The sequence below is a fragment of the Ralstonia sp. AU12-08 genome (assembly GCF_000442475.1).
GTDB classification, from domain to species: domain Bacteria; phylum Pseudomonadota; class Gammaproteobacteria; order Burkholderiales; family Burkholderiaceae; genus Ralstonia; species Ralstonia insidiosa.
Genome location: NZ_ASZV01000038.1, coordinates 19,862 through 42,642 on the forward strand (window position 1 = coordinate 19,862; position 22,781 = coordinate 42,642).

The 22,781-nt window shown below is 63.5% G+C and carries 21 protein-coding genes and 1 tRNA gene; 11 read left to right on the plus strand and 11 right to left on the minus strand.

The genetic code is table 11. The annotated features are described in order from the left end of the window. Positions 1-51 precede the first annotated feature (51 nt). Entirely contained in the window at positions 52-807 is a 756-nt protein-coding gene (locus tag C404_RS48660; protein ID WP_031329734.1) for a lytic transglycosylase domain-containing protein, read from the minus strand. A gap of 14 nt (positions 808-821) precedes the next feature. After that, entirely contained in the window at positions 822-2,546 is a 1,725-nt protein-coding gene (locus C404_RS48665) for a proline--tRNA ligase (protein WP_021196077.1), read from the minus strand. 229 nt (positions 2,547-2,775) lie between these two features. Here C404_RS48665 and C404_RS48670 point away from each other — a divergent pair, with 229 nt between their 5' ends. Together C404_RS48670 and C404_RS48675 are read left to right on the plus strand one after the other, a co-directional pair. Further along, positions 2,776-3,486 carry an RNA pyrophosphohydrolase gene (locus tag C404_RS48670; protein WP_021196078.1) on the plus strand — a complete coding sequence of 237 codons (711 nt, stop codon included), beginning with the start codon at positions 2,776-2,778 and terminating at the stop codon, positions 3,484-3,486. Beyond that, on the plus strand, positions 3,483-4,121 hold the full coding sequence (locus tag C404_RS48675; protein WP_080981143.1) for a CNP1-like family protein: 639 nt from the start codon (positions 3,483-3,485) through the stop codon (positions 4,119-4,121). The genes C404_RS48670 and C404_RS48675 overlap by 4 nt, the downstream gene beginning before the upstream one ends. Before the next feature lie 65 nt (positions 4,122-4,186). Here C404_RS48675 and proB read toward each other — a convergent pair whose 3' ends face one another. From proB to rplU, 4 genes are all read right to left on the minus strand, one after another. Then, on the minus strand, positions 4,187-5,311 hold the full coding sequence (gene proB / locus C404_RS48680; protein ID WP_021196080.1) for a glutamate 5-kinase: 1,125 nt from the start codon (positions 5,309-5,311) through the stop codon (positions 4,187-4,189). A gap of 38 nt (positions 5,312-5,349) precedes the next feature. Beyond that, positions 5,350-6,459, minus strand: a complete 1,110-nt coding sequence (obgE, locus tag C404_RS48685) for a GTPase ObgE (RefSeq protein WP_021196081.1) — start codon at positions 6,457-6,459, stop codon at positions 5,350-5,352. A 197-nt stretch (positions 6,460-6,656) separates the two neighbouring features. Further along, positions 6,657-6,917 carry a 50S ribosomal protein L27 gene (gene rpmA / locus C404_RS48690; protein WP_020747472.1) on the minus strand — a complete coding sequence of 87 codons (261 nt, stop codon included), beginning with the start codon at positions 6,915-6,917 and terminating at the stop codon, positions 6,657-6,659. Between the two features lie 37 nt (positions 6,918-6,954). After that, positions 6,955-7,266 carry a 50S ribosomal protein L21 gene (gene rplU / locus C404_RS59475; RefSeq protein ID WP_004633023.1) on the minus strand — a complete coding sequence of 104 codons (312 nt, stop codon included), beginning with the start codon at positions 7,264-7,266 and terminating at the stop codon, positions 6,955-6,957. A 339-nt stretch (positions 7,267-7,605) separates the two neighbouring features. Here rplU and ispB point away from each other — a divergent pair, with 339 nt between their 5' ends. From ispB to yacG, 9 genes are all read left to right on the plus strand, one after another. Beyond that, positions 7,606-8,535 (plus strand): octaprenyl diphosphate synthase, encoded by a 930-nt coding sequence (ispB, locus tag C404_RS48700; RefSeq protein WP_052027479.1) that lies wholly within the window; start codon positions 7,606-7,608, stop codon positions 8,533-8,535. A gap of 26 nt (positions 8,536-8,561) precedes the next feature. Continuing rightward, positions 8,562-8,638 (plus strand) — tRNA-Pro (locus C404_RS48705). Between the two features lie 156 nt (positions 8,639-8,794). Further along, a complete protein-coding gene (locus C404_RS48710; RefSeq protein WP_021196084.1) occupies positions 8,795-10,069 on the plus strand; it encodes an HlyC/CorC family transporter in 1,275 nt (424 codons plus the stop codon). A 271-nt stretch (positions 10,070-10,340) separates the two neighbouring features. Beyond that, on the plus strand, positions 10,341-12,068 hold the full coding sequence (pilB, locus tag C404_RS48715; RefSeq protein ID WP_031329739.1) for a type IV-A pilus assembly ATPase PilB: 1,728 nt from the start codon (positions 10,341-10,343) through the stop codon (positions 12,066-12,068). Between the two features lie 55 nt (positions 12,069-12,123). Further along, entirely contained in the window at positions 12,124-13,389 is a 1,266-nt protein-coding gene (locus C404_RS48720) for a type II secretion system F family protein (RefSeq protein WP_021196086.1), read from the plus strand. Between the two features lie 4 nt (positions 13,390-13,393). Continuing rightward, entirely contained in the window at positions 13,394-14,275 is an 882-nt protein-coding gene (locus C404_RS48725) for a prepilin peptidase (RefSeq protein ID WP_021196087.1), read from the plus strand. An 11-nt stretch (positions 14,276-14,286) separates the two neighbouring features. Continuing rightward, complete coding sequence (gene coaE, locus C404_RS48730) at positions 14,287-14,901, plus strand: dephospho-CoA kinase (protein WP_021196088.1); 615 nt, start codon at positions 14,287-14,289, stop codon at positions 14,899-14,901. A gap of 139 nt (positions 14,902-15,040) precedes the next feature. After that, positions 15,041-15,799: a cell division protein ZapD gene (zapD, locus tag C404_RS48735; RefSeq protein ID WP_004633038.1), complete on the plus strand. Its 759-nt coding sequence runs from the start codon at positions 15,041-15,043 to the stop codon at positions 15,797-15,799. An 8-nt stretch (positions 15,800-15,807) separates the two neighbouring features. Further along, complete coding sequence (gene yacG, locus C404_RS48740) at positions 15,808-16,014, plus strand: DNA gyrase inhibitor YacG (protein WP_021196089.1); 207 nt, start codon at positions 15,808-15,810, stop codon at positions 16,012-16,014. Here the strand turns inward: yacG and C404_RS48745 are convergent. The 5 genes from C404_RS48745 to C404_RS48765 form a co-directional block, all read right to left on the minus strand. Continuing rightward, positions 16,007-16,468: an NUDIX domain-containing protein gene (locus tag C404_RS48745; protein WP_031329740.1), complete on the minus strand. Its 462-nt coding sequence runs from the start codon at positions 16,466-16,468 to the stop codon at positions 16,007-16,009. The genes yacG and C404_RS48745 overlap by 8 nt on opposite strands. Then, on the minus strand, positions 16,458-17,342 hold the full coding sequence (locus C404_RS48750; RefSeq protein ID WP_021196091.1) for an ATP-binding protein: 885 nt from the start codon (positions 17,340-17,342) through the stop codon (positions 16,458-16,460). The genes C404_RS48745 and C404_RS48750 overlap by 11 nt, the downstream gene beginning before the upstream one ends. A gap of 16 nt (positions 17,343-17,358) precedes the next feature. Continuing rightward, positions 17,359-18,588: a bifunctional glutamate N-acetyltransferase/amino-acid acetyltransferase ArgJ gene (gene argJ, locus C404_RS48755; RefSeq protein WP_021196092.1), complete on the minus strand. Its 1,230-nt coding sequence runs from the start codon at positions 18,586-18,588 to the stop codon at positions 17,359-17,361. 103 nt (positions 18,589-18,691) lie between these two features. Beyond that, positions 18,692-21,496 carry a preprotein translocase subunit SecA gene (secA, locus tag C404_RS48760; protein WP_021196093.1) on the minus strand — a complete coding sequence of 935 codons (2,805 nt, stop codon included), beginning with the start codon at positions 21,494-21,496 and terminating at the stop codon, positions 18,692-18,694. A gap of 251 nt (positions 21,497-21,747) precedes the next feature. After that, positions 21,748-22,713: a M23 family metallopeptidase gene (locus tag C404_RS48765; protein ID WP_021196094.1), complete on the minus strand. Its 966-nt coding sequence runs from the start codon at positions 22,711-22,713 to the stop codon at positions 21,748-21,750. Between the last annotated feature and the right edge of the window lie 68 nt (positions 22,714-22,781).

Below are 22,781 nucleotides of genomic sequence, written 5' to 3' on the forward strand. Positions count from 1 at the left end.
GCGAACGAAAAAGATGGCCTTATTGTAGGCCGACCACCATGCAACAGCCGGTCAGGACCCGCCCGCCGAACCTGCTGCAATCCGCAACGGTGAGAACGGATTGCGCGCCGGCACATCCGGCAGCGCCTTGGCACGCGGCGGCTGCGCCTCGGCCGGCACAGGTGCCGATACGGTCAGCGCACTCGACTCCTGGTATTGCCAGCGCTTCCACGCCGCCAGCACCGCATTCGGATACTGCGGCTGGCCTCGGCTGCCGTTGTAGCGGCCCAGTGCCAGATAGAGATTACCGCCTTCGATATCGAGGTAATGACGCAGGATCGTGCAGCCGTAGCGCAGGTTGCTCTGCAGGTGGAACAGCTTGCGGGCGTCATTGTCGCCAATGCTGCGCGTCCAGAACGGCATCACCTGCATCAGGCCCATCGCGCCCGCACTGCTCATGGCGTACTTGCGGAAACCGGACTCCACCTGGATCAGCCCCAGCACCAGCGCCGGGTCCAGCCCTGCACGCTTGGCCTCGTAATACGCGGTTTCGATCAGCTCAACGCGTACCGACGCTTGCGGGATCTTGCCCGACATGCGCACCGACATCTCGGCCAGCCAGCGCAGATAGCCGAGTTGCTCGTCATTGTTCGCGAACACCGGGCGCAGCGGCCGGCTGTCAGCCACGGCAGCGGACAGCGCACTGCGCACCGAATCCGCCAGGTACTCCTCTTTCTGGGCCCCCGCCCACGCCGCCTGCGTGCCCGCGAGCAACGCCCCTGCGCACAGCACAGCGGCGATCGGGCGGGCAGACAGGTAGCGGCGCATGCGGGTCAGCTCCATTACTGCGCGAGACGCGCTTTCAACGTAGCCAGCACATCGGCCGGTGCCACGGCAGTGGCGGCTTCGTCGCGGCGGCCCTGGAATTCCAGCTTGCCTTCCTTCAGGCCGCGGTCGCCCACCACCACGCGGAACGGCACGCCGATCAGTTCCCAGTCGGCGAACATCGCGCCTGGGCGCTCGCCGCGGTCATCCAGCATCACGTCGATACCGGCAGCGACCAGCTCGGCGTGCAGGCGATCGGCTTCTTCGCGCACGGCGTCGGAGCGGTCATAGCCCACCGGGCAGATCACCACCTGGAACGGCGCGATCGACGCCGGCCAGATGATCCCGCGTGCATCGTAGTTCTGCTCGATGGCCGCACCCAGAATCCGCGTGATGCCGATGCCGTAGCAACCCATCACCATCGGCTGGGTCTTGCCGTTTTCGTCGAGGAACGTGGCGTTCATCGCTTCAGAGTAGCGCGTGCCCAGCATGAAGACGTGGCCGACTTCGATGCCGCGGCAGATCGCCAGCGTACCCTTGCCGTCCGGCGAGGCGTCGCCTTCCACCACGTTGCGCAGGTCATGGACTTCAGGCTCGGGCAAGTCACGACCCCAGTTGGCGCCGGTGAAGTGGTAGTCCTCTTCGTTGGCACCGACGACGAAATCGCTCATGGCCGCCGCCGTGCGGTCAGCCACGACCTTGACCGGCAGCTTCGTGCCGATCGGGCCCAGATAGCCGGGGCGCGTGCCGAACGCACGCAGGATTTCGCCTTCGGTGGCGAAGCGGAAATCAGCCAGCCCAGGCACCTTCGATGCCTTGACCTCGTTGAGTTCATGATCGCCACGCAGCAGCAGCAACCAGATCTGGGGCTCGCCGCCCTCGACGTCGGTGGCCAGCACGATCGACTTGATCGTACGTTGCAGCGGAATGCCCAGTTGCTCGGCCACGGCCTCGCATTTGGCACGGCCCGGCGTATGCGTCTTGGTGAGGGCCTCGGCAGCCGCTCCACGCGGCGCAGCCGGTGCCAGGGCTTCAGCGGCCTCGATGTTGGCGGCGTAATCCGAATCCGGGCAGTAGACGATGGCGTCTTCGCCGGTGTCGGCGATCACGTGGAACTCATGCGAGCCCGACCCGCCAATCGCGCCGTTGTCGGCCGCCACGGCGCGGAACTGCAGACCAAAGCGCTGGAAGATACGCGTGTAGGCGTCGTACATCTTCTGGTACGACACCTTCAGGGCTTCCGCATCGCGGTCGAAGGAGTACGCGTCCTTCATGGTGAATTCGCGGCCGCGCATGATGCCGAAGCGAGGACGGCGCTCGTCGCGGAACTTGGTCTGGATCTGGTAGAAGTTGATCGGCAGCTGCTTGTACGAGCGGATCTCGGTACGGGCGATGTCGGTCACCACCTCTTCCGAGGTCGGCTGGACAACAAAGTCGCGCGCGTGGCGATCCTTGAAGCGCAGCAGTTCGTCACCCATCTTGTCCCAGCGACCGGTCTCCTGCCACAGCTCACCCGGCTGGACCACGGGCATCAGCACTTCCACCGCGCCGGCGGCGTTCATTTCCTCGCGGACGATCTGCTCGACCTTGCGGATCACGCGCAGACCCACGGGCATATACGTATAGAGGCCCGCGCCGAGCTTCTTGATCATGCCGGCACGCATCATCAACTTGTGCGACACGATCTCCGCGTCGGCGGGCGCTTCCTTGAGCGTGGAAATGAAGAACTGGGACGCTTTCATGCGACTGACAATAAGGGATGGCGCGGCCATGCAAAGCCGCGAGGACAAGGGCAAAAGCCACCGGAATCAAGGGATACGGCGAGACGCCAGGCGCACATCTGAGCGCGAGGCGCTCCTCCCCCAGGAGGCGCGAGTGAGCGGCAACATTGCGGCATCCGGCCATCAGGACACAGAAGGACGATGCACCGCTCTATAATCGGCGTAATTCTAAAGTATTCGAGGTGCAGTCATGCTCGATCGTGAAGGCTTCCGCCCGAACGTCGGCATCATCCTCATCAACGCAAGAAACGAGGTGTTCTGGGGCAAGCGCATTGGCGAGCACTCCTGGCAGTTTCCACAAGGCGGCATCAAGTACGGTGAGACACCCGAACAAGCGATGTTCCGCGAACTGCACGAAGAAGTCGGCCTGTTGCCAGAACACGTCCGGATCGTCGGTCGCACGCGCGACTGGCTGCGGTATGAGGTGCCGGACAAGTTCATCCGCCGCGAGATTCGCGGCCACTACCGGGGCCAGAAACAGATCTGGTTCCTGCTGCGCATGGTCGGTCGCGACTGCGATATCCAGCTGCGCGCCACCGAGCATCCGGAGTTCGATGCCTGGCGGTGGAGCCAGTACTGGGTGCCGCTGGAAGCCGTGATCGAGTTCAAGCGCGAGGTGTATCAGCTGGCGCTGTCGGAGCTTTCCCGCTTCGTGCAGCGGCAGACTCGTGCGCCGCTGTCTCCGTATGGACGCGGCGGGCAGCACCGCGACCACCGGGCAGACAATCGCAGCAGTAACGAAGGCCGCGATAACCGCCCCGGCGGCCAGAACGCGCGCGGCCCACGCCCTCAAGCGGTGATGACGGTCACCACCACGACGGTCATCGTCGAGACGGTGACGACGTCGGAACCAGCCTCATCCTCCAACCCTGACGACACACGTCCCAAGGACAACTCGTGAATGTGAAGACGACGACACGTGGAGCGCGCCGCGCTCTCGTGCCGCTCGCGCTGGCGACTGCGCTGGCGCTGACGGCATGCGGCCACGCCCCCACCGGCAACATCGAAGACAAGCTGTTGATGGACCCGTTCAACGACAAGCCCTTCAAGGAAGATGCCGTCACCTTCCCCGCACCGCCGGTCGACCGCGACGCTGTGCCGTTTGAGGTGGCCAGCAGCCAATCGCCGCTGCGCTTTGCCATCGATCCGAAATCGGTGTCGATCGGCAAGGACAACGTGGTGCGCTACACCGTGCTGATCACCAGCAAGACCGGCGCGCGCAACGTCAACTACGAAGGCCTGCGCTGCGACACCGCCGAGCGCCGCATCTACGCCACGCTGCGCAACGACACCAATCAGTGGATCGGCAACCGCGCCGTCGACATGAACGAAACCGCAAATGCGGAATCCGCCAGCATGAATGCCTACAAGCCGGCGACCGACTGGCAGCGCGTGGGCAACGGCGGCCCGACGGACTACGCCTCGGCGCTGATGCGCACGTACTTCTGTGACGTACGGTCGGTAGCCGGAGATGGAAAACCCGCGACACTGGTGCGCCGGTTGAAAGACTCGGGGCGAGGGTCTTACGGGCCGTAAGGCGTTGACAGCTTGATCTGAGGGGATGACCCGCTGATGGTTCATCCCCTTTTTGCTTCAGAAGATCAGAGCAGTACCAGGTTGTCCCGGTGCACCAGCTCAGCAGCGCTGACGTAGCCCAGCACCGCCTCGATCTCCGACGATGCCTTGCGCGCAATCAGCCGGGCCTCGGCCGACGAGTAGTTCGTCAGCCCCCGCGCCACCTCGCGTCCGGCGGCATCCACGCAGGAGATCACCTCCCCGCGCGCGAACTCGCCCTGCACTTCGGTCACGCCGATCGGCAGCAACGACTTGCCGCCCGCGGTGAGCTTGTCCACCGCACCAGCGTCCAGCACCACGCGACCACGCAATTGCAGGTGGTCGATCATCCACTGCTTACGAGCCGCCATGCGCCCGGTCTGCGCGCGCAGTTGCGTGCCAATGGCCTCGCCGTTGGCCAGCCGCGCGAGCACGTCGGCCTCACGACCGGAAGCGATGATGGTGTGCGCACCCGATTTGGCCGCACGCTTGGCCGCGAGAATCTTGGTCAGCATGCCGCCCTTGCCGATGCTGGAGCCTGCGCCACCGGCCATCTGTTCCAGGTCGGGCGTGCCGGCTTGCGCCTCGTCAACGAAGCGGGCGTTCGGGTCCTTGCGCGGGTCGGCGGTGTACAAGCCACGCTGGTCGGTCAGGATGATCAGCGCGTCGCCTTCGATCAGGTTGGTGACGAGCGCACCCAGCGTGTCGTTGTCGCCGAATTTGATTTCATCGGTGACGACGGTGTCGTTCTCGTTGATGATCGGCACCACGCCCAGGCTCAGCAGCGTGAGCAGCGTGGAGCGCGCGTTGAGATAACGCTCGCGGTCCGCCAAGTCACCGTGCGTGAGCAGCACCTGCGCCGTGCGGATGCCGTGCCGGGCGAACTCCGATTCGTACACCTGCGCCAAGCCCATCTGCCCGACCGCGGCGGCGGCCTGCAGTTCGTGGATTTCCTTCGGGCGCTTGGTCCAGCCCAGGCGCTGCATACCCTCGGCGATGGCACCGGAGCTCACCAGCACGACCTCCTTGCCGGCCGCACGCAGCGCCGCGATCTGCGCGGCCCAGCGGGCGATGGCCGCCTGGTCCAGACCGCGACCATCGTTGGTAACCAGGCTGGAACCAACCTTGACGACAAGGCGGCGCGCATCGGCAATCAGCGAACGCAGGGCCATGGTGGGCGTGTCTCCGAAGGATGTTGGTGTTGTGTGTTTTATGCGTTGGCGCTGCCGTCGCCGCTGTCATGACTGACGTTGTGCAGCGATGGATCCAGACGTTGGTCAGGTGCAGCTGCTGCGGCATCCTCTTCGGCACGCAGCTCGTCGAGGTACTCCTGAATGGCGTGGACCAGCGCCTGCGTGCCGTCGTGCGTGAGCGCAGAAATGCGGTGCACTGGGCCCTTCCACTTGAAGCGCTTGACGAAGTCCTTCACGCGGGCTTCGCGTTCGTCCTCGGGCACCATGTCGAGCTTGTTGAGCACCAGCCAGCGCGGCTTGTCGAACAACTCGGCATCGTATTTCTTCAACTCGCCGACGATGGCCTTGGCTTCAGCTACCGGGTCGACTGCCTCGTCGAACGGAGCCAGGTCCACCACGTGCAGCAGCACGCGCGTGCGCTGCAGGTGTCGCAGGAACTGGTGACCCAGGCCCGCACCTTCGGCAGCGCCTTCGATCAGGCCAGGAATGTCGGCCACCACGAACGACTTCGACGGACCCGTACGCACCACACCCAGGTTCGGGTGCAGCGTCGTGAACGGGTAATCGGCAATCTTCGGGCGCGCGTTGGAGATGGCGGTGATCAGCGTCGACTTGCCGGCGTTCGGCATGCCGAGCAGGCCCACATCGGCTAGCACCTTCAGTTCGAGGCGCAGGTTGCGGCGCTCGCCGGCCTTGCCGTCGGTCTTCTGGCGCGGTGCGCGGTTGGTACTCGACTTGAAGTGGATGTTGCCCCAGCCGCCCTCGCCGCCCTGCGCGAGGCACAGGCGCTGGCCATCGAGCGTCAGGTCGGCGATCAGTTCTTCCGTGTCGGCGTCATAGATGGCGGTGCCGACCGGCATGCGCAGGGTGATGTCTTCGCCGGCGGCGCCATAGCAATCCGCGCCGCGGCCGTTTTCGCCGTTGCGCGCGAGGTGCTTCTTGGCAAAGCGGTAGTCGATCAGCGTGTTGATGTTGCGATCAGCGACCGCCCACACGCTGCCGCCACGCCCGCCGTCGCCGCCGTCCGGGCCGCCGAACGGGACGAATTTCTCGCGGCGCATCGAGGCGCTACCGTTGCCGCCATCACCAGCGATCACTTCAATCCGGGCTTCGTCGATGAACTTCATGGAGGTCTCCGCCCGTGCGACGTGCGCACGGCAGGTAAAAAAAGAATCGGCGCCACAAGCGCCATCGCTAACAAAACGCGGCTGGAATAACACGCCAGGGACCAGCGTAGCGCCCAGGATCAGGCGTCGCGTTTTGTTAGCGGCCAGAAACGAAAAAGCCCCGCACGGGTGCGGGGCCTTTGCACTACAAGGCTGAATCAGGCCGCCGGAACAACGTCGACGAACTGCTTCTTGCCTTCGCCGCGGTTGGCGAACTTCACGTGGCCATCGACCAGCGCGAAGAGGGTGTGGTCCTTGCCCATGCCGACGTTCACACCAGCGTGGGTGCGGGTGCCGCGTTGGCGAATGATGATGCCGCCAGCATTGATTGCTTGGCCGCCATACACCTTAACGCCCAGGCGCTTCGACTCGGAATCGCGGCCGTTCCGTGTGGAACCGCCGCCTTTTTTCTGTGCCATGACTGAACTCCTATCCGGTTACGTAGACGATGCAGCCTTAGGCCACGATCGAGTCGATACGCAACTCGGTGTAATTTTGACGATGCCCTTGGCGCTTTTGATAGTGCTTACGACGGCGCATCTTGAAGATGTGCACTTTGTCGTGACGACCGTGGGAGATGACGGTGGCTTTGACGGCAGCACCGCTCACCAGAGGCGCACCAACCTTGAGTTGGTCGCCAGCGCCCACTGCGAGCACCTGGTCAAGCGTGATTTCTGCGCCAACGTCCGCCGGTATCTGTTCTACTTTAAGTTTTTCGCCAGCAGCAACCTTGTATTGCTTACCGCCGGTTTTTACGACCGCGTACATTGTCGGACCTCGATAAAAGAACGTTAATTCTTGAACTAAACGTGACTCTTGCGCCGCTTGCAACCCGCCTGCGCGGAAAGCGGGCACAGAGAACTCGCAACTATACAAGAAAAACCCAAGCAAATCAAAGACTAATCGCGTGTTGCCCGCGCAACGGCCTGCCACGCCGCTTGGCTGTGGCCGCACTGCCGGGGCAAGTCACCTGCTTGCTCTATAATCTCGCGGTTTTTGCGCTGCATCGAACGCGCGCAAGCCAATCATCCGTCACACCGCCTTCCGCCGGAATTCGCCTTGACCCAGACCTCCGCCTCCGTCCTGCTCGCCCCTGTCGCTGAAGACATGCGCGCCGTCGATGCCGTGATCCGCCGCCGCCTGGGCTCCGAGGTGGTGCTGATCAACCAGATTGGCGAATACATCATCAGCGCCGGCGGCAAGCGCCTACGCCCGGTGATCCTGCTGCTGGTGGCCAATGCGCTGGGTTACAAGGGCGAGTATCACCACGAGCTGGCCGCGGTGGTCGAGTTCATCCACACCGCCACGCTGCTGCACGACGACGTCGTCGACGAATCCGACCTGCGTCGCGGCCGCAAGACCGCCAACGCCGTGTTCGGCAACGCAGCCAGCGTGCTGGTGGGCGACTTCCTGTACTCGCGCGCCTTCCAGATGATGGTGCAGGCCAACAGCATGCGCATCATGCAGATCTTGGCCGACGCGACCAACATCATCTCCGAGGGCGAGGTCCTGCAACTGCTGAACATGCACGACCCCGACGTGACGGAAGACCGCTACCTGCAGGTGATCCGCTACAAGACCGCCAAGCTGTTCGAGGCCGCCGCACAGATCGGCGCAGTGCTCTCGGGCGCGGATGCCGCTACCGAAGAGGCCGCCGCTGAATACGGCCGCCGTATCGGCACCGCGTTCCAGATCGTCGATGACCTGCTCGACTACACCGCCACCGCCGACCAGATGGGCAAGAACGCCGGAGATGATTTGCGCGAAGGCAAGCCGACGCTGCCGCTTATCTATCTGCTACGCAACGGCACGGAAGAGCAACGCGCGCTGGTGCGCCAGGCGATCGAGCAAGGCGGCACTGAACATTTCGACGCGATCTTCGCCGCTATCCAGGCTTCCGGCGCGCTGGAATACACGCGCCAAGCCGCTGAACGCGAAGCCGCAGCCGCAGAAACGGCAGCAAATGCATTACCCCCTTCCCTTTTCCGCCAGACGCTGATAGACTTGTGTGCTTTCTCGCTGCAACGTCAGTCCTGACCAGCACGAGAACTACGAAGAAGCATCGGGGTGTAGCTTAGCCTGGTAGAGCGCTACGTTCGGGACGTAGAGGCCGGAGGTTCGAATCCTCTCACCCCGACCAGAAATTCCCTTGTCGATCAAGGACATCAAGCCCAGCAACTGCTGGGCTTTTTTGTTTCTGGACGTCCGCCTGCGGCAACGGCTCGCGCAGCCGCCCGCATTGGCGCGACAAACCCCTCTGCTATAGTGGGCGCCTTGCTTTTCTTCCGCTCCGACCTTGGACTCTTGGCCGCTCTGGGCACAAATCGGCGCCGTCGCGCTGCTGCTGTGCTGCTCCGCCTTCTTCTCGATTTCCGAAACCGCGATGATGGCGCTCAACCGCCATCGCCTGCGCCATCTCGCCAAGTCCAACGTCTCGGGCGCGCGCAATACCCAGCAATTGCTCGGCCAGACCGACAAGCTGCTCTCGTTCATCCTGATCGGCAACAGCCTGATCAATACCGCTGTGCCGGTGCTGATCACCACCCTTGCCATCCACTACTTCGGCAATAGCGGGACGACGCTGTCCATCGCCACGGCAGTGGTCGCTTTCCTCATCATCATCTTCTGCGAGATCGCACCCAAGATCGTCGGGGCGACGTACCCGGAGCGCATTGCGTTTCCGGCAAGCTTTGCCATAGCACCGCTGCTGAAGATCACGATGCCGCTGGTGGCTGTGGTCAACGCGCTCGCCATGGGGGTGCTGCGCCTGGCGCGCATCAACACGAAAGCCGCGCCGGAGCAGCGCATGTCCACCGAGGAGCTGCGCACGCTGGTGCTGGAATCGGGCAACTTCATCCCGCACAAGCACCGCAGCATCCTGCTCAACCTGTTCGACCTCGACGCCATCACCGTGGACGATGTGATGACGCCGCGCGCGCGGGTGGAATCGCTCGACCTGTCGCGCCCGATCGACGAGGTGATCCAGCAACTCGAGACCTGCTATCACAACAAACTGCCCGTGTTCGAGCAGGACAGCGACCAGGTGATCGGCATCCTGCATGTGCGCAAGGTGCTGTCGCTGCTGGGCGACACCGAGCTCACGCATGACGACTTTCGTGCACTGCTGGTGCAGCCCTACTTCGTGCCGAGCGGCACGCCCGTATTTCGGCAACTACAGTACTTTCAGGAAAACCGCCGCCGCATCGGCCTGATCGTCAATGAATATGGCGACATGCTGGGGCTGGTGACGCTGGAAGACATCATCGAAGAGATGATTGGTGAGTTCACCACCACGCTGCCGAACGCCGGCAAGCTGGCCTGGGATGCCGAGGGCGCCTATCTTGCTGATGCCGGCATGTCGCTGCGCGACCTGAACCGGCGTTTGGGCCTGACCCTGCCGACCGACGGCCCGAAGACGCTCAACGGGCTGTTGCTGGAAGTGCTGGAGGAGATTCCCGAAGCAACGGTCAGCGTGAAGATTGCTGGGTGCGTGATGGACATCGTGCAGATGGACAGCCAGTCGATCCGCACGGTGCGGCTGCACCGGCCGGCGGCAGGCAAGCGTAGCTGAGACCACTCGCAAGACAGAAACTGGGCCAAAAACTTCAGCCCGGGCGGTTTTCTGCCGATGTGGCACAAATGCAAGCTGCACACTGATGTGCGCTTTACAAATCCAGGGGCGGTCGGCAAACTGCCCCGATTCCGGGCGCCACCCCCCACGAATGGGTGGGGTACCGGCTGCAAACATAGAACAAACTCGCCTTGGGGGGCGGGCGCACATTCTCGGCGGTGGGGCCGGGTGTGCGCTGAAATGGTCGGCTGCAGCCTGACAGACTGGACTCATGACACTCGGACTCGCTCTAGCGCAGAGCCGGCGGATCGCGCCGACGCTACTCACCCAGTTGGAACAGAGCGCGCGCGAAAAACGCACGCAACTGATCGACGAGCTGGTGGGCAGCGGGATCATGAGCGCGCACGATCTGGCCGTGTTCGTGGCCGGCAAGTACCAGATGCCGCTGCTGGACCTAGCCCAGTACAAGCTCGACACCGTGCCGGCCGTCCTATCGGCCAACAAGCACTTCGCCCAGTTGCGCCTGCTGCCGTTGGGCCGCCGCGACAACCGCCTGATCCTGGCCACGTCCGACCCGAGCGACCCCAAGCCGATCGAAGAGCTGCGTCAGAAGATGAACGTGGCAATCGAAACGGTCATCGTCGAACACGACAAGCTGGTGCGCCAGTTGAGCCTCGCCAACGAGGCCCCGGCCGAGATTAAGTCGCTCTTCCCCATGCAGGAGGCGACGCAGATCGAGTATGACGCGGGGGCCGCAGCCGCCACGCGCCGCACCACGCCAGACGGCATCGACGATGCTCCCGTCGTACGTTTCCTGCAAAAGCTCTTTACCGAAGCCCTGCTGCGCGGCGCCTCGGACTTGCATTTCGAGCCGTTTGAAACGTTTTACCGCGTGCGATTCCGCATCGACGGCATCCTGGCGCAGGTGGCACAGCCGCCGCTGGACATCCGCGACAAGATCGCGACCCGCATCAAGGTGCTCTCGCGCCTGGACATTTCCGAGAAACGCGTGCCGCAAGACGGCCGCATGAAGCTGCTCATCACCGTCCCGAAAGACCGCAAGGACAAGGACAACAAGGAGACGGTCGAGCGCGCCATCGACTTCCGGGTGTCGACGCTGCCGACGCTGTTCGGCGAGAAGATCGTGATCCGGATTCTGGAGTCGTCCACCGAGCGGCTCGACATCGACCAACTCGGCTACGAGCCTGAGCAGAAGCAGTTGCTGCTCGACGTAATCAAGCGCCCATACGGCATGGTGCTGGTGACGGGCCCGACCGGCTCGGGCAAGACGGTGTCGCTGTATACCTTCCTGAACAAGCTGAACCAGGGTGACATCAACATTTCCACGGCCGAAGACCCGGCGGAAATCCAGTTGCCCGGCATCAACCAGGTCAACGTGAACGACAAGGCGGGGCTGACTTTTGCGGCGGCGCTCAAATCGTTCCTGCGACAGGATCCGGACATCATCATGGTGGGCGAAATCCGGGATCTGGAAACGGCCGACATTTCGATCAAGGCCGCGCAGACCGGCCACTTGGTGTTCTCCACACTGCACACCAACGATGCACCGACCACGCTGACGCGCCTGATGAACATGGGCGTGGCGCCGTTCAACATCGCGTCGTCGGTGCTGATGATCACGGCGCAGCGCCTGGCGCGCCGGCTGTGCAAGGATTGCAAAAAACCGGGGCCGCTGCCCAAGGAAACGCTGCTCGACGCTGGCTTTACGGAAGCCGATCTCGACGGCTCGTGGCAACCGTATCACCCGGTCGGCTGCGAGACCTGCAATGGCAGCGGCTACAAGGGTCGGGTCGGTATCTATCAGGTCATGCCGATCACCGAGGCAATCCAGGAAATCATCCTGACGCACGGCACCGCATTGCAGATTGCTGAGCAGGCACGCAAGGACGGCGTGCTGTCGCTGCGCGAATCGGGCCTGAGAAAAGTCAAGACGGGACAGACTTCCCTCGAGGAAGTGCTGGCCACCACAAACCAATAAGCGACCAATAATCTTCTCGATCAATCGTTCCCATACCGGGGGGTAGGAACCAACCATGGCCACACGAGCACCCGCCGCAAACCGCGCGGCCGCCGCGCCGGCACGTAAATCTGCCAAGACAAAGGCACCCACGCAGTACATCTTCGAGTGGGAAGGCAAGGACCGCAAAGGCAAGATCTTCAAGGGCGAGATGCGTGCCGAGAGCATCACCGAGGTGAATGCCGTCCTGCGCAAGCAGGGCCTGTCGATCACCAAGTCCAAGCGCCGCCGTGCCGCCCGTGGCAAGAAGATCACGCCGAAGGATGTGGCGTACTTCACGCGCCAGCTCTCGACCATGCTGAAGGCCGGTGTGCCACTGCTGCAATCCGTCGACATCATTGCGAAGGGCCACGCCAACCCGAACTTCACACAGCTGCTGACGGAAATCCGCGTCGACATCGAGTCGGGCAGCAGCATGGCGGCCGCGTTCCGCCGTCATCCGAAGTACTTCGACACGCTGTACTGCAACCTGATCGACGCCGGTGAACAGGGCGGTATTCTCGATGCCCTGCTCGAGCGCCTGTCGATGTATATGGAGAAGTCGCTAGCACTGAAAGCGCAGATCAAGTCGGCCATGATCTACCCGATCTCGGTGCTGACGGTGGCGTTTGCGGTGACGGTGGTGCTGATGATCTTCGTGGTGCCGTCGTTCAAGGGCGTGTTTTCCAGCTTTGGCGCGGATCTGCCGGCCCCGACACTTTTCGTGATCGCAATCTCGGACTTCTTTGTAAAGTGGTGGATTCCCATTGTGCTGGGCCCAGTCATCGGCATTGCACTATTTACACGCGCGTTCAAGAGGTCCGAGAACGTTCAGCGCTCCACACATCGCTTCATTCTGAGAATACCCATCTTCGGCGACATCATCCGCAAGGCAACGATCGCACGCTGGACACGCACGCTGGCTACCATGTTTGCCGCAGGCACACCGTTGGTGGAATCGATGGACTCCGTGGCTGGCGCTGCCGGCAACTGGATCTATCACGATGCCACCCTGGAGATCCAACAGGCGGTGCGCATTGGTACCAGCCTGACCAATGCCATGCAGGCCACCCACGTCTTCGACAACATGGTCCTGCAGATGACGCAGATCGGCGAAGAATCCGGCGCGCTGGACAACATGCTGCTCAAGGTGGCTGAGTTCTACGAGCGCGAGGTGGATGATGCTGTCGCCAACATCTCTACCTTGATCGAGCCAATCATCATCGTCTTCCTGGGTGTGATGATCGGCGGCATGGTGGTGGCGATGTACCTGCCGATCTTCAAGCTTGGTACGGTGGTCTGACGCAATGCCTGATGTCTTTGTCATCCCCACGTTGGCACAACTGCCGGCGTGGTTTGTCATCGGGATGGGCGGGCTGGTTGGCCTGCTCGTCGGCAGCTTCCTCAACGTGGTGATCCACCGGCTGCCGCGCATGATCGAGCGCGAGGAGGCCAACTACATCGCTGAACTGCGCGAGGAACCGCTCCCGCATCCTGACGCGTACAACCTGGTCGTGCCGCGCTCGGCCTGCCCGTCGTGCGGCCACCAGATCAAGGCCGTTGAGAACATTCCCGTGGTGAGCTGGCTGGCGCTGCGTGGGCGCTGCAGCGCCTGCAAGACGTCGATCTCATGGCGCTATCCCGCGGTCGAACTGGTCACCGGCCTGCTCACGGGAGCCTGCTTCTGGCACTTTGGGCCGACCTGGGTGGCGGTGGCTTCGGCCGTGCTGCTGTGGTTCCTGGTCGCCGGCACGATGATCGACGCCGACACCCAACTGTTGCCCGACGCGATCACCCAGCCGTTGCTGTGGCTCGGACTGGGCGTGAACCTGTTCAGCATGTTCGCGCACCTGCACGACGCAGTGATCGGTGCGATGGCCGGCTACCTCTTCCTGTGGTCGATCTACTGGGCCTACAAGCTGCTGCGTGGGCGCGAAGGCATGGGCTATGGAGACTTCAAGCTGATGGCCGCACTCGGCGCGTGGTTCGGCTGGCAGGCGTTGCCGCTGCTCGTGCTGCTGTCTTCGGTGGTGGGGTTGGTCTTCGGGCTGTTCCGCATGGCACGCGGCATCAGCAGCGAAACCCCGTTCTCGTTCGGACCGTTCATTGCCGGCGCCGGCGTGATTGCCCTGCTGGCTGGCCCGCAGTTGGTCATGCTGACGGGGCTCGGGCCCCTGCTGGCACCGTAAAGGCCCCCAGCATGCGCGTGATCGGACTGACCGGCGGCATTGGCAGCGGCAAGAGCTACGTGGCAGACCGCCTGGCCGAGCGCGGCGCTGCCATCGTCGACACCGACGCCATCGCCCACGAGATCAGCGCGCCGGGCGGCGCCGCCATTCCCAAGCTGGTCGAAGCCTTCGGCCCCGGCATCCTACGTGCCGACGGTGCCATGGACCGCGACGCCATGCGCGCCCTCGCCTTCTCCGATGCAACGGCCAAGGCACGGCTCGAGCAGATCACGCATCCGCTGATCCGGGAGATCGCCCTGTCACGTGGCGCAGCCGCGCAGGCGTCGGAGGCACATCCGTACCTCGTCTACGTCGTTCCGTTGCTGGTGGAATCGCTGGCCGGTCATCAAAGCTGGCGCGCGCTGGTCGACCGCATTCTGGTGGTCGACTGCCCGGTCGAAACCCAGATCGCCCGTGTGATCGCCCGCAATGGCCTGCCACGTACGCAAGTGGAGGCCATCATCGCCCGTCAGGCTTCACGCAAGGCCCGCCTGGCTGCCGCCGACGACGTGATCGACAACAGCGGCACGCTGGCCGACCTCCTCCCGCAGATCGACCGACTGGACCAAGCCTGGCGGGCGAGCTGAAACCATCTGAAAGGCGGCAGAACGGGGCCTTGTGGCCCCTTTGCATTGTGATGCGCGAGGGTCTCGCATAGAATGCGGGCAGATCGAAGCCAAACGGGCTTCGTGCCAGCCGAATGCCACCCGAACGGGCACCCAAGTTTTGATCCTGTACGAATATCCCTTCAACGAACGCATTCGAACGCTGCTGCGGCTCGAAGATCTGTTCGAGCGGCTGGATTTCTTTCTCGTGCAGGAACACCCGCTGCAGCATCATGTGGCGCTGACCACGCTGTTCGAGGTGGTCGACGTGGCCGGCCGCGCCGACCTCAAATCCGACCTGCTCAAAGAACTCGATCGCCAGCGCCAGACGCTCACCGCGCTACGCGCCAATCCGCAGATCGACCAGGACGCGCTCGACGCCGTCATCAGCGAGTTGGAAACCGCCTCGGGTAACCTCACCGCCACACACGGCAAGGCCGGCCAGCTCATCGCCGACAACGAGTGGCTGACGAGCATCCGTAGCCGCGCCATCATCCCCGGTGGTACGTGTGAATTTGATCTGCCGGCGTATTTTGCATGGCAACATCATCCGGCCGAGCGCCGCCGCGCCGACATCATCAAATGGGCCCAGCCCCTGGTACCGCTGCGTGACGCCACGATGATCGTGCTGCGCCTGCTGCGTGAGTCGGGCCAGAGTGGCAAGGTCATTGCTAACGCCGGTAGCTATCAGCAGATGCTGTCGGGCCGCGTGTACCAGCTCATGCAGGTGCGCCTGGATGAGTCAGCGCTGGGCTTCATTCCAGAGATCAGCGCCAACAAGTACATGCTCTGGGTACGCTTCACCCAGCAGGATGGTGACCTGCGACCCAAGCCGGTCGATGCGGATATCCCGTTCCAGCTCAAGCTCTGCAACTTCTGAGCCGCGCCATGAATGTGAAGACCGTCAAATGCCCGACCTGCGGCAAGCCAGTACCTTGGGTATCTGAGAGCCGCTACCGTCCATTCTGCTCCGAGCGCTGCAAACAAATCGACCTGGGCGCCTGGGCTGCCGAGCAGTACACGATTCCGGTGGTGGAAGACGACGACCTACCGCCCGACGCGCCGGGCGGTGATCCGAGCGGCAAGCTCAACTAGCCGTCGCTTCCTCACGCATCCATTCGAATACGGGCAGCGTCGCCGGCAGCACCGGATCGACATTGATCGGCAGCATCTGCCAGGCGAAGTCCTGACCTTCCAGCGCCCGCAGCGTGCCTTCCCACGACGTCACCTTGCAGAAGTGCAGCCGCACATACGCGTGCGGATAGTCGTGCTCGATGGTGTGCCACGGCACGCAGGTGCGCAGCGTGACATCCAGCTCTTCCTTCAGCTCACGCGTGAGCGCAGCTTCGACCGATTCGCCCGCCTCCAGCTTGCCGCCAGGAAACTCCCAATAGCCCGCATACGGCTTGCTCTCGGGGCGCTGCGCCAGCAGGAACTGGCCATCCGGCTGCACAAGCACGCCGACGGCGACTTCGGTGATCTTGCGGCCGTCGGGCGTGTGGGTTGGCACACCCGTCGGCGGCACTTGCGTCAGGTTGTCAGTCGACATGCTGCCGCCCATGCTTGCCACCCCAGTCGCGGGCAAACTGCCACGCCACGCGGCCCGAACGCGAACCACGCTCCAGCGCCCAGACCAGCGCATCACCACGTGCCGCGGCGATGTCTTCATCGCTGCAACCGAAGTGCTTGAGCCAGTGACCGACGATGGTCAGGTATTCGTCCTGCTTGGGCGGGTAGAACGACAACCACAACCCAAAACGCTCCGACAGCGAGATCTTCTCTTCCACTACCTCGCCCGGATGGATTTCGCCATCCGACGTGTGCTGGTAGGTCTCGTTGTCCTTCATGTATTCCGGCAGCAGGTGACGCCGGTTGGACGTGGCGTAAATCAGCACGTTGTCCGACTGCGCCGCCACCGAGCCGTCCAGCGCAGACTTCAGCGCCTTGTAGCCCGACTCCCCCTCTTCGAACGAGAGGTCGTCGCAGAAGATCGCGAAGCGCTCGGGGCGCTGCGACAACCGCTCGACGATATCGCCCAGGTCAGCCAGGTCATCCTTGTCGACTTCAACCAGGCGCAGGCCGTCCTTCACGAATGCGTTCAGGCACGCCTTGATGAGCGACGACTTGCCCGTGCCACGCGCGCCTGTGAGCAACACGTTGTTGGCCGGCAGCTTCTGCACAAACTGGCGTGTGTTGGCGACGATGGCGTCCTTCTGACGCTCGATGTTGTGCAAATCGCTCAGATGGATCGGCGGCAGTTGGCGGATCGGCGCGAGATAGCCGATGTTGCCGAACAGGCTCTGGCGCTTCCGCCAACGGAAGGCGACCGCCTCGTTCCAGTCGGCTTCGGTCAGTTCAGGGGGCAGCCACTGCTCAAGCCGCCCCAGGAAGCGGTCGAGCCGTGCGGAAAGATCAGACGACATAGCGGCAGACTCCGGATTACGAGCGGTAATCCGCGTTGATCGACACGTAGTCGTGCGAGAAGTCGCACGTCCACACGGTGGCGGTGGCGTCGCCGCGGCCGAGTGCGATGCGCACGGTGATCTCGGCCTGCTTCATCACGCGCTGGCCGTCTTCTTCGCGGTACTCGGGATTGCGGCCACCGTCACGGGCGACCCACACGTCGTCGAGCCACAGGTTGACGCCATTCACGTCGAGGTCATTGACACCGGCATAGCCGACGGCCGCCAGGATGCGGCCCAGGTTGGGGTCCGATGCGTAGAACGCGGTCTTGACCAGCGGCGAGTGCGCGACCGCGTAGGCGATCTGGCGGCACTCATCCACGTTGCGACCGCCTTCCACCTGGATGGCCATGAACTTGGTGGCGCCCTCGCCGTCGCGCACGATCTTCTGTGCGAGTTCTTGTGCGAGGCCGGTCAGTGCGTCGCGCAGTGCGACGTAGTCGGGGTGCGACTCGGAATCGATGCGCGGCGTGCCGGCGCGCCCCGTGGCAATGATGACGAACGAGTCGTTGGTCGACGTATCGCCGTCCACCGTCACGCTGTTGAACGAGTGGTCGGCTGCGTAGCGCACCAGACCCTGCAGCACGGCTTCGTCGACATTGGCATCGGTGGCGATGAAGCCGAGCATCGTCGCCATGTTCGGGCGGATCATGCCCGCGCCCTTGCTGATGCCCGACATGCGCACCGTCTTGCCCGACAGCGTGCACGTGGCAGACGCGGCCTTGGGTACGGTGTCGGTGGTCATGATCGCTTCGGCGGCGGCCAGCCAGTTGTCCGGCTTGACGTTGGCCTGGGCCGCCGGCAATCCGGCAACGATACGATCAACCGGCAGCGGCTCCAAAATCACGCCCGTCGAGAACGGCAGCACTTGCTCCGCCGACACGCCCAGCAGCTTGGCCACCGCATCGCAGGTCTGGCGTGCATGCGCGAGGCCCGGTGCACCCGTACCCGCGTTGGCGTTGCCCGTATTCACGACGATGGCGCGTGCGCCCTGGCCGCTCGCCAGATGTTCGCGGCACACCTGCACGGGTGCGGCGCAGAAACGGTTCTGCGTGAATACGCCGGCCACGCTCGAACCCTCGGCAATGCGTACCAGCAGCACGTCCTTGCGATTGGCCTTGCGGACACCAGCCTCGGCCCAGCCAAGGTCTACGCCGTCGATCGGCAACAGGGAGTCAGCGGCAGGCGCAACGAGATTCACAGCCATGGAGCACACCTTTCAAATGAGGATGCCCGCATTGCGGGCATCGTGAATCAACAGAAAACGGCAGGAAAATGCGGCGCCGCATTGGCGGCGCGTGTGAGCAGCATCAGGCCAGCTTGCCGTGGCACTGCTTGTACTTCTTGCCCGAACCGCACGGGCACGGATCGTTGCGGCCAACCTTGGGCACTTCGCCTGCCAGCGCCGCAGCAGCAGCCGATGCCGCCGAACGGTGGGCCGGCATGCCCGGCTCTGCACCGTGAATCTCGGCATCGCCAGCAGCCACTTCGGCCAGCTCGTTGAACTCGTCGTGCTTGTACTGCACGTTGCTCAGCGCCGACAGGTCTTCTTCGATCTGCTCCGAAGCCTGCTCCAGTTGCTCCTGCGACTGGATGCGCACCGTGAAAACGATACGCGTGACTTCGTTGCGAATGGTATCGAGCAGGCGGCCGAACAGTTCGAACGACTCGCGCTTGTACTCCTGCTTCGGATCTTTCTGCGCATAGCCGCGCAGGTGGATACCCTGGCGCAGCATGTCCAGCGCGGCCAAGTGCTCGCGCCAGTGCGTATCGAGGCTCTGCAGCATCACCGAACGCTCGAAGCCGGCGAAGGACTCACGGCCAACCTGCGCCACCTTGCCCTCATACACCGCTTCGGCGGCGTCCAGCACCATCTTCAGCAGCGCTTCGTCCTCGATGGACTGGGCGTCTTCCAGCGTCTTCACCAGCGGCAGGTCAACACCCCAGTCGTCACGCAGCGCCTTCTCCAGCCCGGCGACATCCCACTGCTCTTCCATTGTTTCCGCCGGCACGTAGTTGCGGAACAGCTCGGTGAACACGGATTCGCGCAGGTTCTTGACGACATCGCCAATATCGCCTGCCTCCAGGATATCGTTACGCAGCTTGTAGATTTCGCGGCGCTGGTCGTTGGCAACGTCGTCGTACTGCAGCAGTTGCTTGCGGATGTCGAAGTTGCGGCCTTCCACCTTGCGCTGGGCCGATTCGATCGAGCGCGTGACGATGCCGGCTTCGATCGGCTCGCCTTCGGGCATCTTCAGGCGATCCATGATCGCGCGCACGCGGTCGCCCGCGAAGATGCGCAGCAGCTGGTCGTCCAGCGACAGGTAGAAACGCGACGAACCCGGGTCACCCTGACGGCCGGCACGGCCACGGAGCTGGTTGTCGATGCGGCGCGATTCATGGCGCTCGGTGCCGACAATGTGCAGGCCGCCGGCAGCCTTCACCTGCTCGTGCAGCGATTGCCATTCGTCCTGCAGCGTCTTCACGCGCTTGGCCTTTTCTTCGTCGGAGAGCGACGCATCGGCCATCACGAAGCCAGATTGCTTCTCCACGTTGCCGCCCAGCACGATGTCGGTACCGCGACCGGCCATGTTGGTCGCGATGGTGATCGCCTTGGGGCGGCCCGCTTCCGCGATGATGGCGGCCTCGCGCTCGTGCTGCTTGGCATTGAGCACTTGGTGCGGCAGCTTGACCTGGTTCAGCAGGTTCGACAGCAGCTCGGAGTTTTCGATGGACGTCGTGCCCACCAGCACCGGCTGACCGCGCTCGTAGCAATCTTGAATATCGCGGATGACGGCGTCGTAGCGCTCCTTGCCGGTCTTGTAGATCTGATCCTGCAAGTCCTTGCGCTGCGGCGTGCGGTTGGTCGGGATCACCACGGTTTCCAGACCGTAGATCTCCTGGAATTCGTACGCTTCCGTATCCGCCGTGCCGGTCATGCCCGCCAGCTTGGTGTACATGCGGAAGTAGTTCTGGAACGTAATGGTCGCCAGCGTCTGGTTTTCCTGCTGGATCTGCACGCCTTCCTTGGCTTCCACAGCCTGGTGCAGACCGTCGGACCAGCGGCGGCCCGTCATCAGGCGGCCGGTGAATTCATCCACGATGACCACTTCGCCGTTCTGCACCACGTAGTGCTGATCGCGGAAGAACAGGCTGTGCGCGCGCAGGGCGGCGTACAGGTGGTGCATCAGCGTGATGTTCTGCGGCGCGTAGAGCGATTCGCCCTCGCCGATCAGGCCAGCCTGCAGCAGGATCTGCTCAGCCTTTTCGTGGCCCGATTCGGTCAGGTAGACCTGGTGCGATTTCTCGTCGACGTAGTAGTCGCCCGGCTTCTCGACACCCGTACCATCGGCTTTCTCTTCGCCGATCTGGCGCGTGAGCTGGGCCGGGATGCCGTTCATGCGGCGGTACAGGTCGGTGTGGTCTTCAGCCTGGCCGGAGATGATCAGCGGCGTGCGCGCCTCGTCGATCAGGATCGAGTCGACCTCATCGACGATGGCGTAGTTCAGCGGACGCTGCACGCGCTGGCCGGCGTCGTACACCATGTTGTCGCGCAAGTAATCGAAGCCGAACTCGTTGTTGGTACCGTAGGTGATGTCCGACGCGTAAGCGGCTTGCTTCTGGTCGTGGTCCATGGTGGTCAGGTTGACCCCCACCGACAGACCCAGCCAGTTGTAGAGCTGGCCCATCCACTCCGCATCACGCTGCGCGAGGTAGTCGTTGACCGTGATGACGTGCACGCCCTGACCGGAGATGGCATTCAGGTACACCGCCAGCGTCGCCGTGAGCGTCTTGCCTTCGCCCGTGCGCATTTCAGCGATCTTGCCGTCGTGCAAGACCATGCCGCCGATCATCTGCACGTCAAAGTGGCGCATCTTCATCACGCGCTTGCTGGCCTCGCGGCACACGGCAAACGCTTCGGGCAGCAGCGCGTCCAGCGTCTCGCCCTTGGCGAAGCGCTGGCGGAACTCCTCGGTCTTGGCCTGCAGCTCGGTATCGGAGAGCGCCTCGAACTTGGGCTCGAGCGCATTGATCTGCGCCACCTTGCGGCGGTACTGTTTGATCAGCCGCTCATTGCGGCTGCCGAAAATCTTCTTGAGAAGGCCCGTGATCATCGATGGCTAGGGCCGGTGTGCTACCCGAAAAAACGCTTCGCGAGAGACGGCGAAATACAGGCGGCGCAACGGCCCGAATAGGGTTGGCGCAAAGGCGGGAGTTTAGCATGCGCCAACCCCCCGTTTGATGGCAGCAGACCGGCCGGATGTGGCAGGAACGCCGCACTTTCGTGACGCCCCGGAACCAGTCCGGGGCAGCCGCGCAATCACGCTGATTTGGGGACGGGCGCCCCAATTGCAACCCGGCGCAGTCAGTGGCCAGCGGCCGCCATGCTCTTGCCGATATCAGCCGCTGCAACCTGCGGGGCAGGCGTCTTGGTCACGGCCATCTTGGGTTGACCGGTGTTTTCCAGGAAGGCCACCGGATTCTGCGGCACATCGTTGACGTGCACCTCGAAGTGCAGGTGCGACCCGGTGGCACGTCCGGTGCGACCCACCAGCGCGATGCGCTCACCCGCCTTGACGATGTCACCAATCTTCACGAACACCTTGGACGCGTGCGCATACCGCGTCTTCAAGCCGTTGCCGTGGTCGATGTCGACCATGTTGCCGTAATCGCTGCGGTATTCGCTGGCCACCACCACGCCACCAGCCGCCGCCACGATAGGCGTGCCCACAGGCGCGACAAAGTCCACACCGTCATGTTGCGTGCGCCGGCCAGTGAATGGATCGATGCGGGCACCAAAGCCCGACGAGTCATAGCCAACCGCCACCGGGCGCACCGTCGGCATCATCTTGGCGTGAATCTGGCGGTCCATCAGGGTGCTCTCGAGCACGCTGAGGTAATCGTTACGCTGGTCTGCGGAGCGCGTCAGGCGATCGAGCTCGGATTGGATCTCCGGCATCGACACTGCACGAGAGAAAGCGCCCTCCGGCCCACCGCGTCCAGGCTGCGACTTGAAGTCGAACTCGCGCGGCGGGACGCCGGCCAGACCCGATACGCGTGCGCCCAGCGCATCCAGGCGCACCATATGCGCCTGCATTTCGCCGATGCGCGCGGCCATCAGGTTGAGGTTTTCGCGGGTTACGCTGGAGTCGGCACCGGAGGTGCCGGACAGAGCGGCGCCAGGCACCAGGCCCTGCTTGACCGCCAGCCACATCGCCCCGCCCGACAATGCCGCAACGGCCAGCAGCGCCGCACCGATAGCCGCGACGACACTGCGCCGCGACAGGTGCACCGCGCCAGTCTTGCGCGGATGAATCAGGATGATCTGCATCGCTCGCCCATGGCCCCAAGAAGGGACAAAAAAGCCGCCCAACGGCACGAAAGCGCAATGAAGCGCCC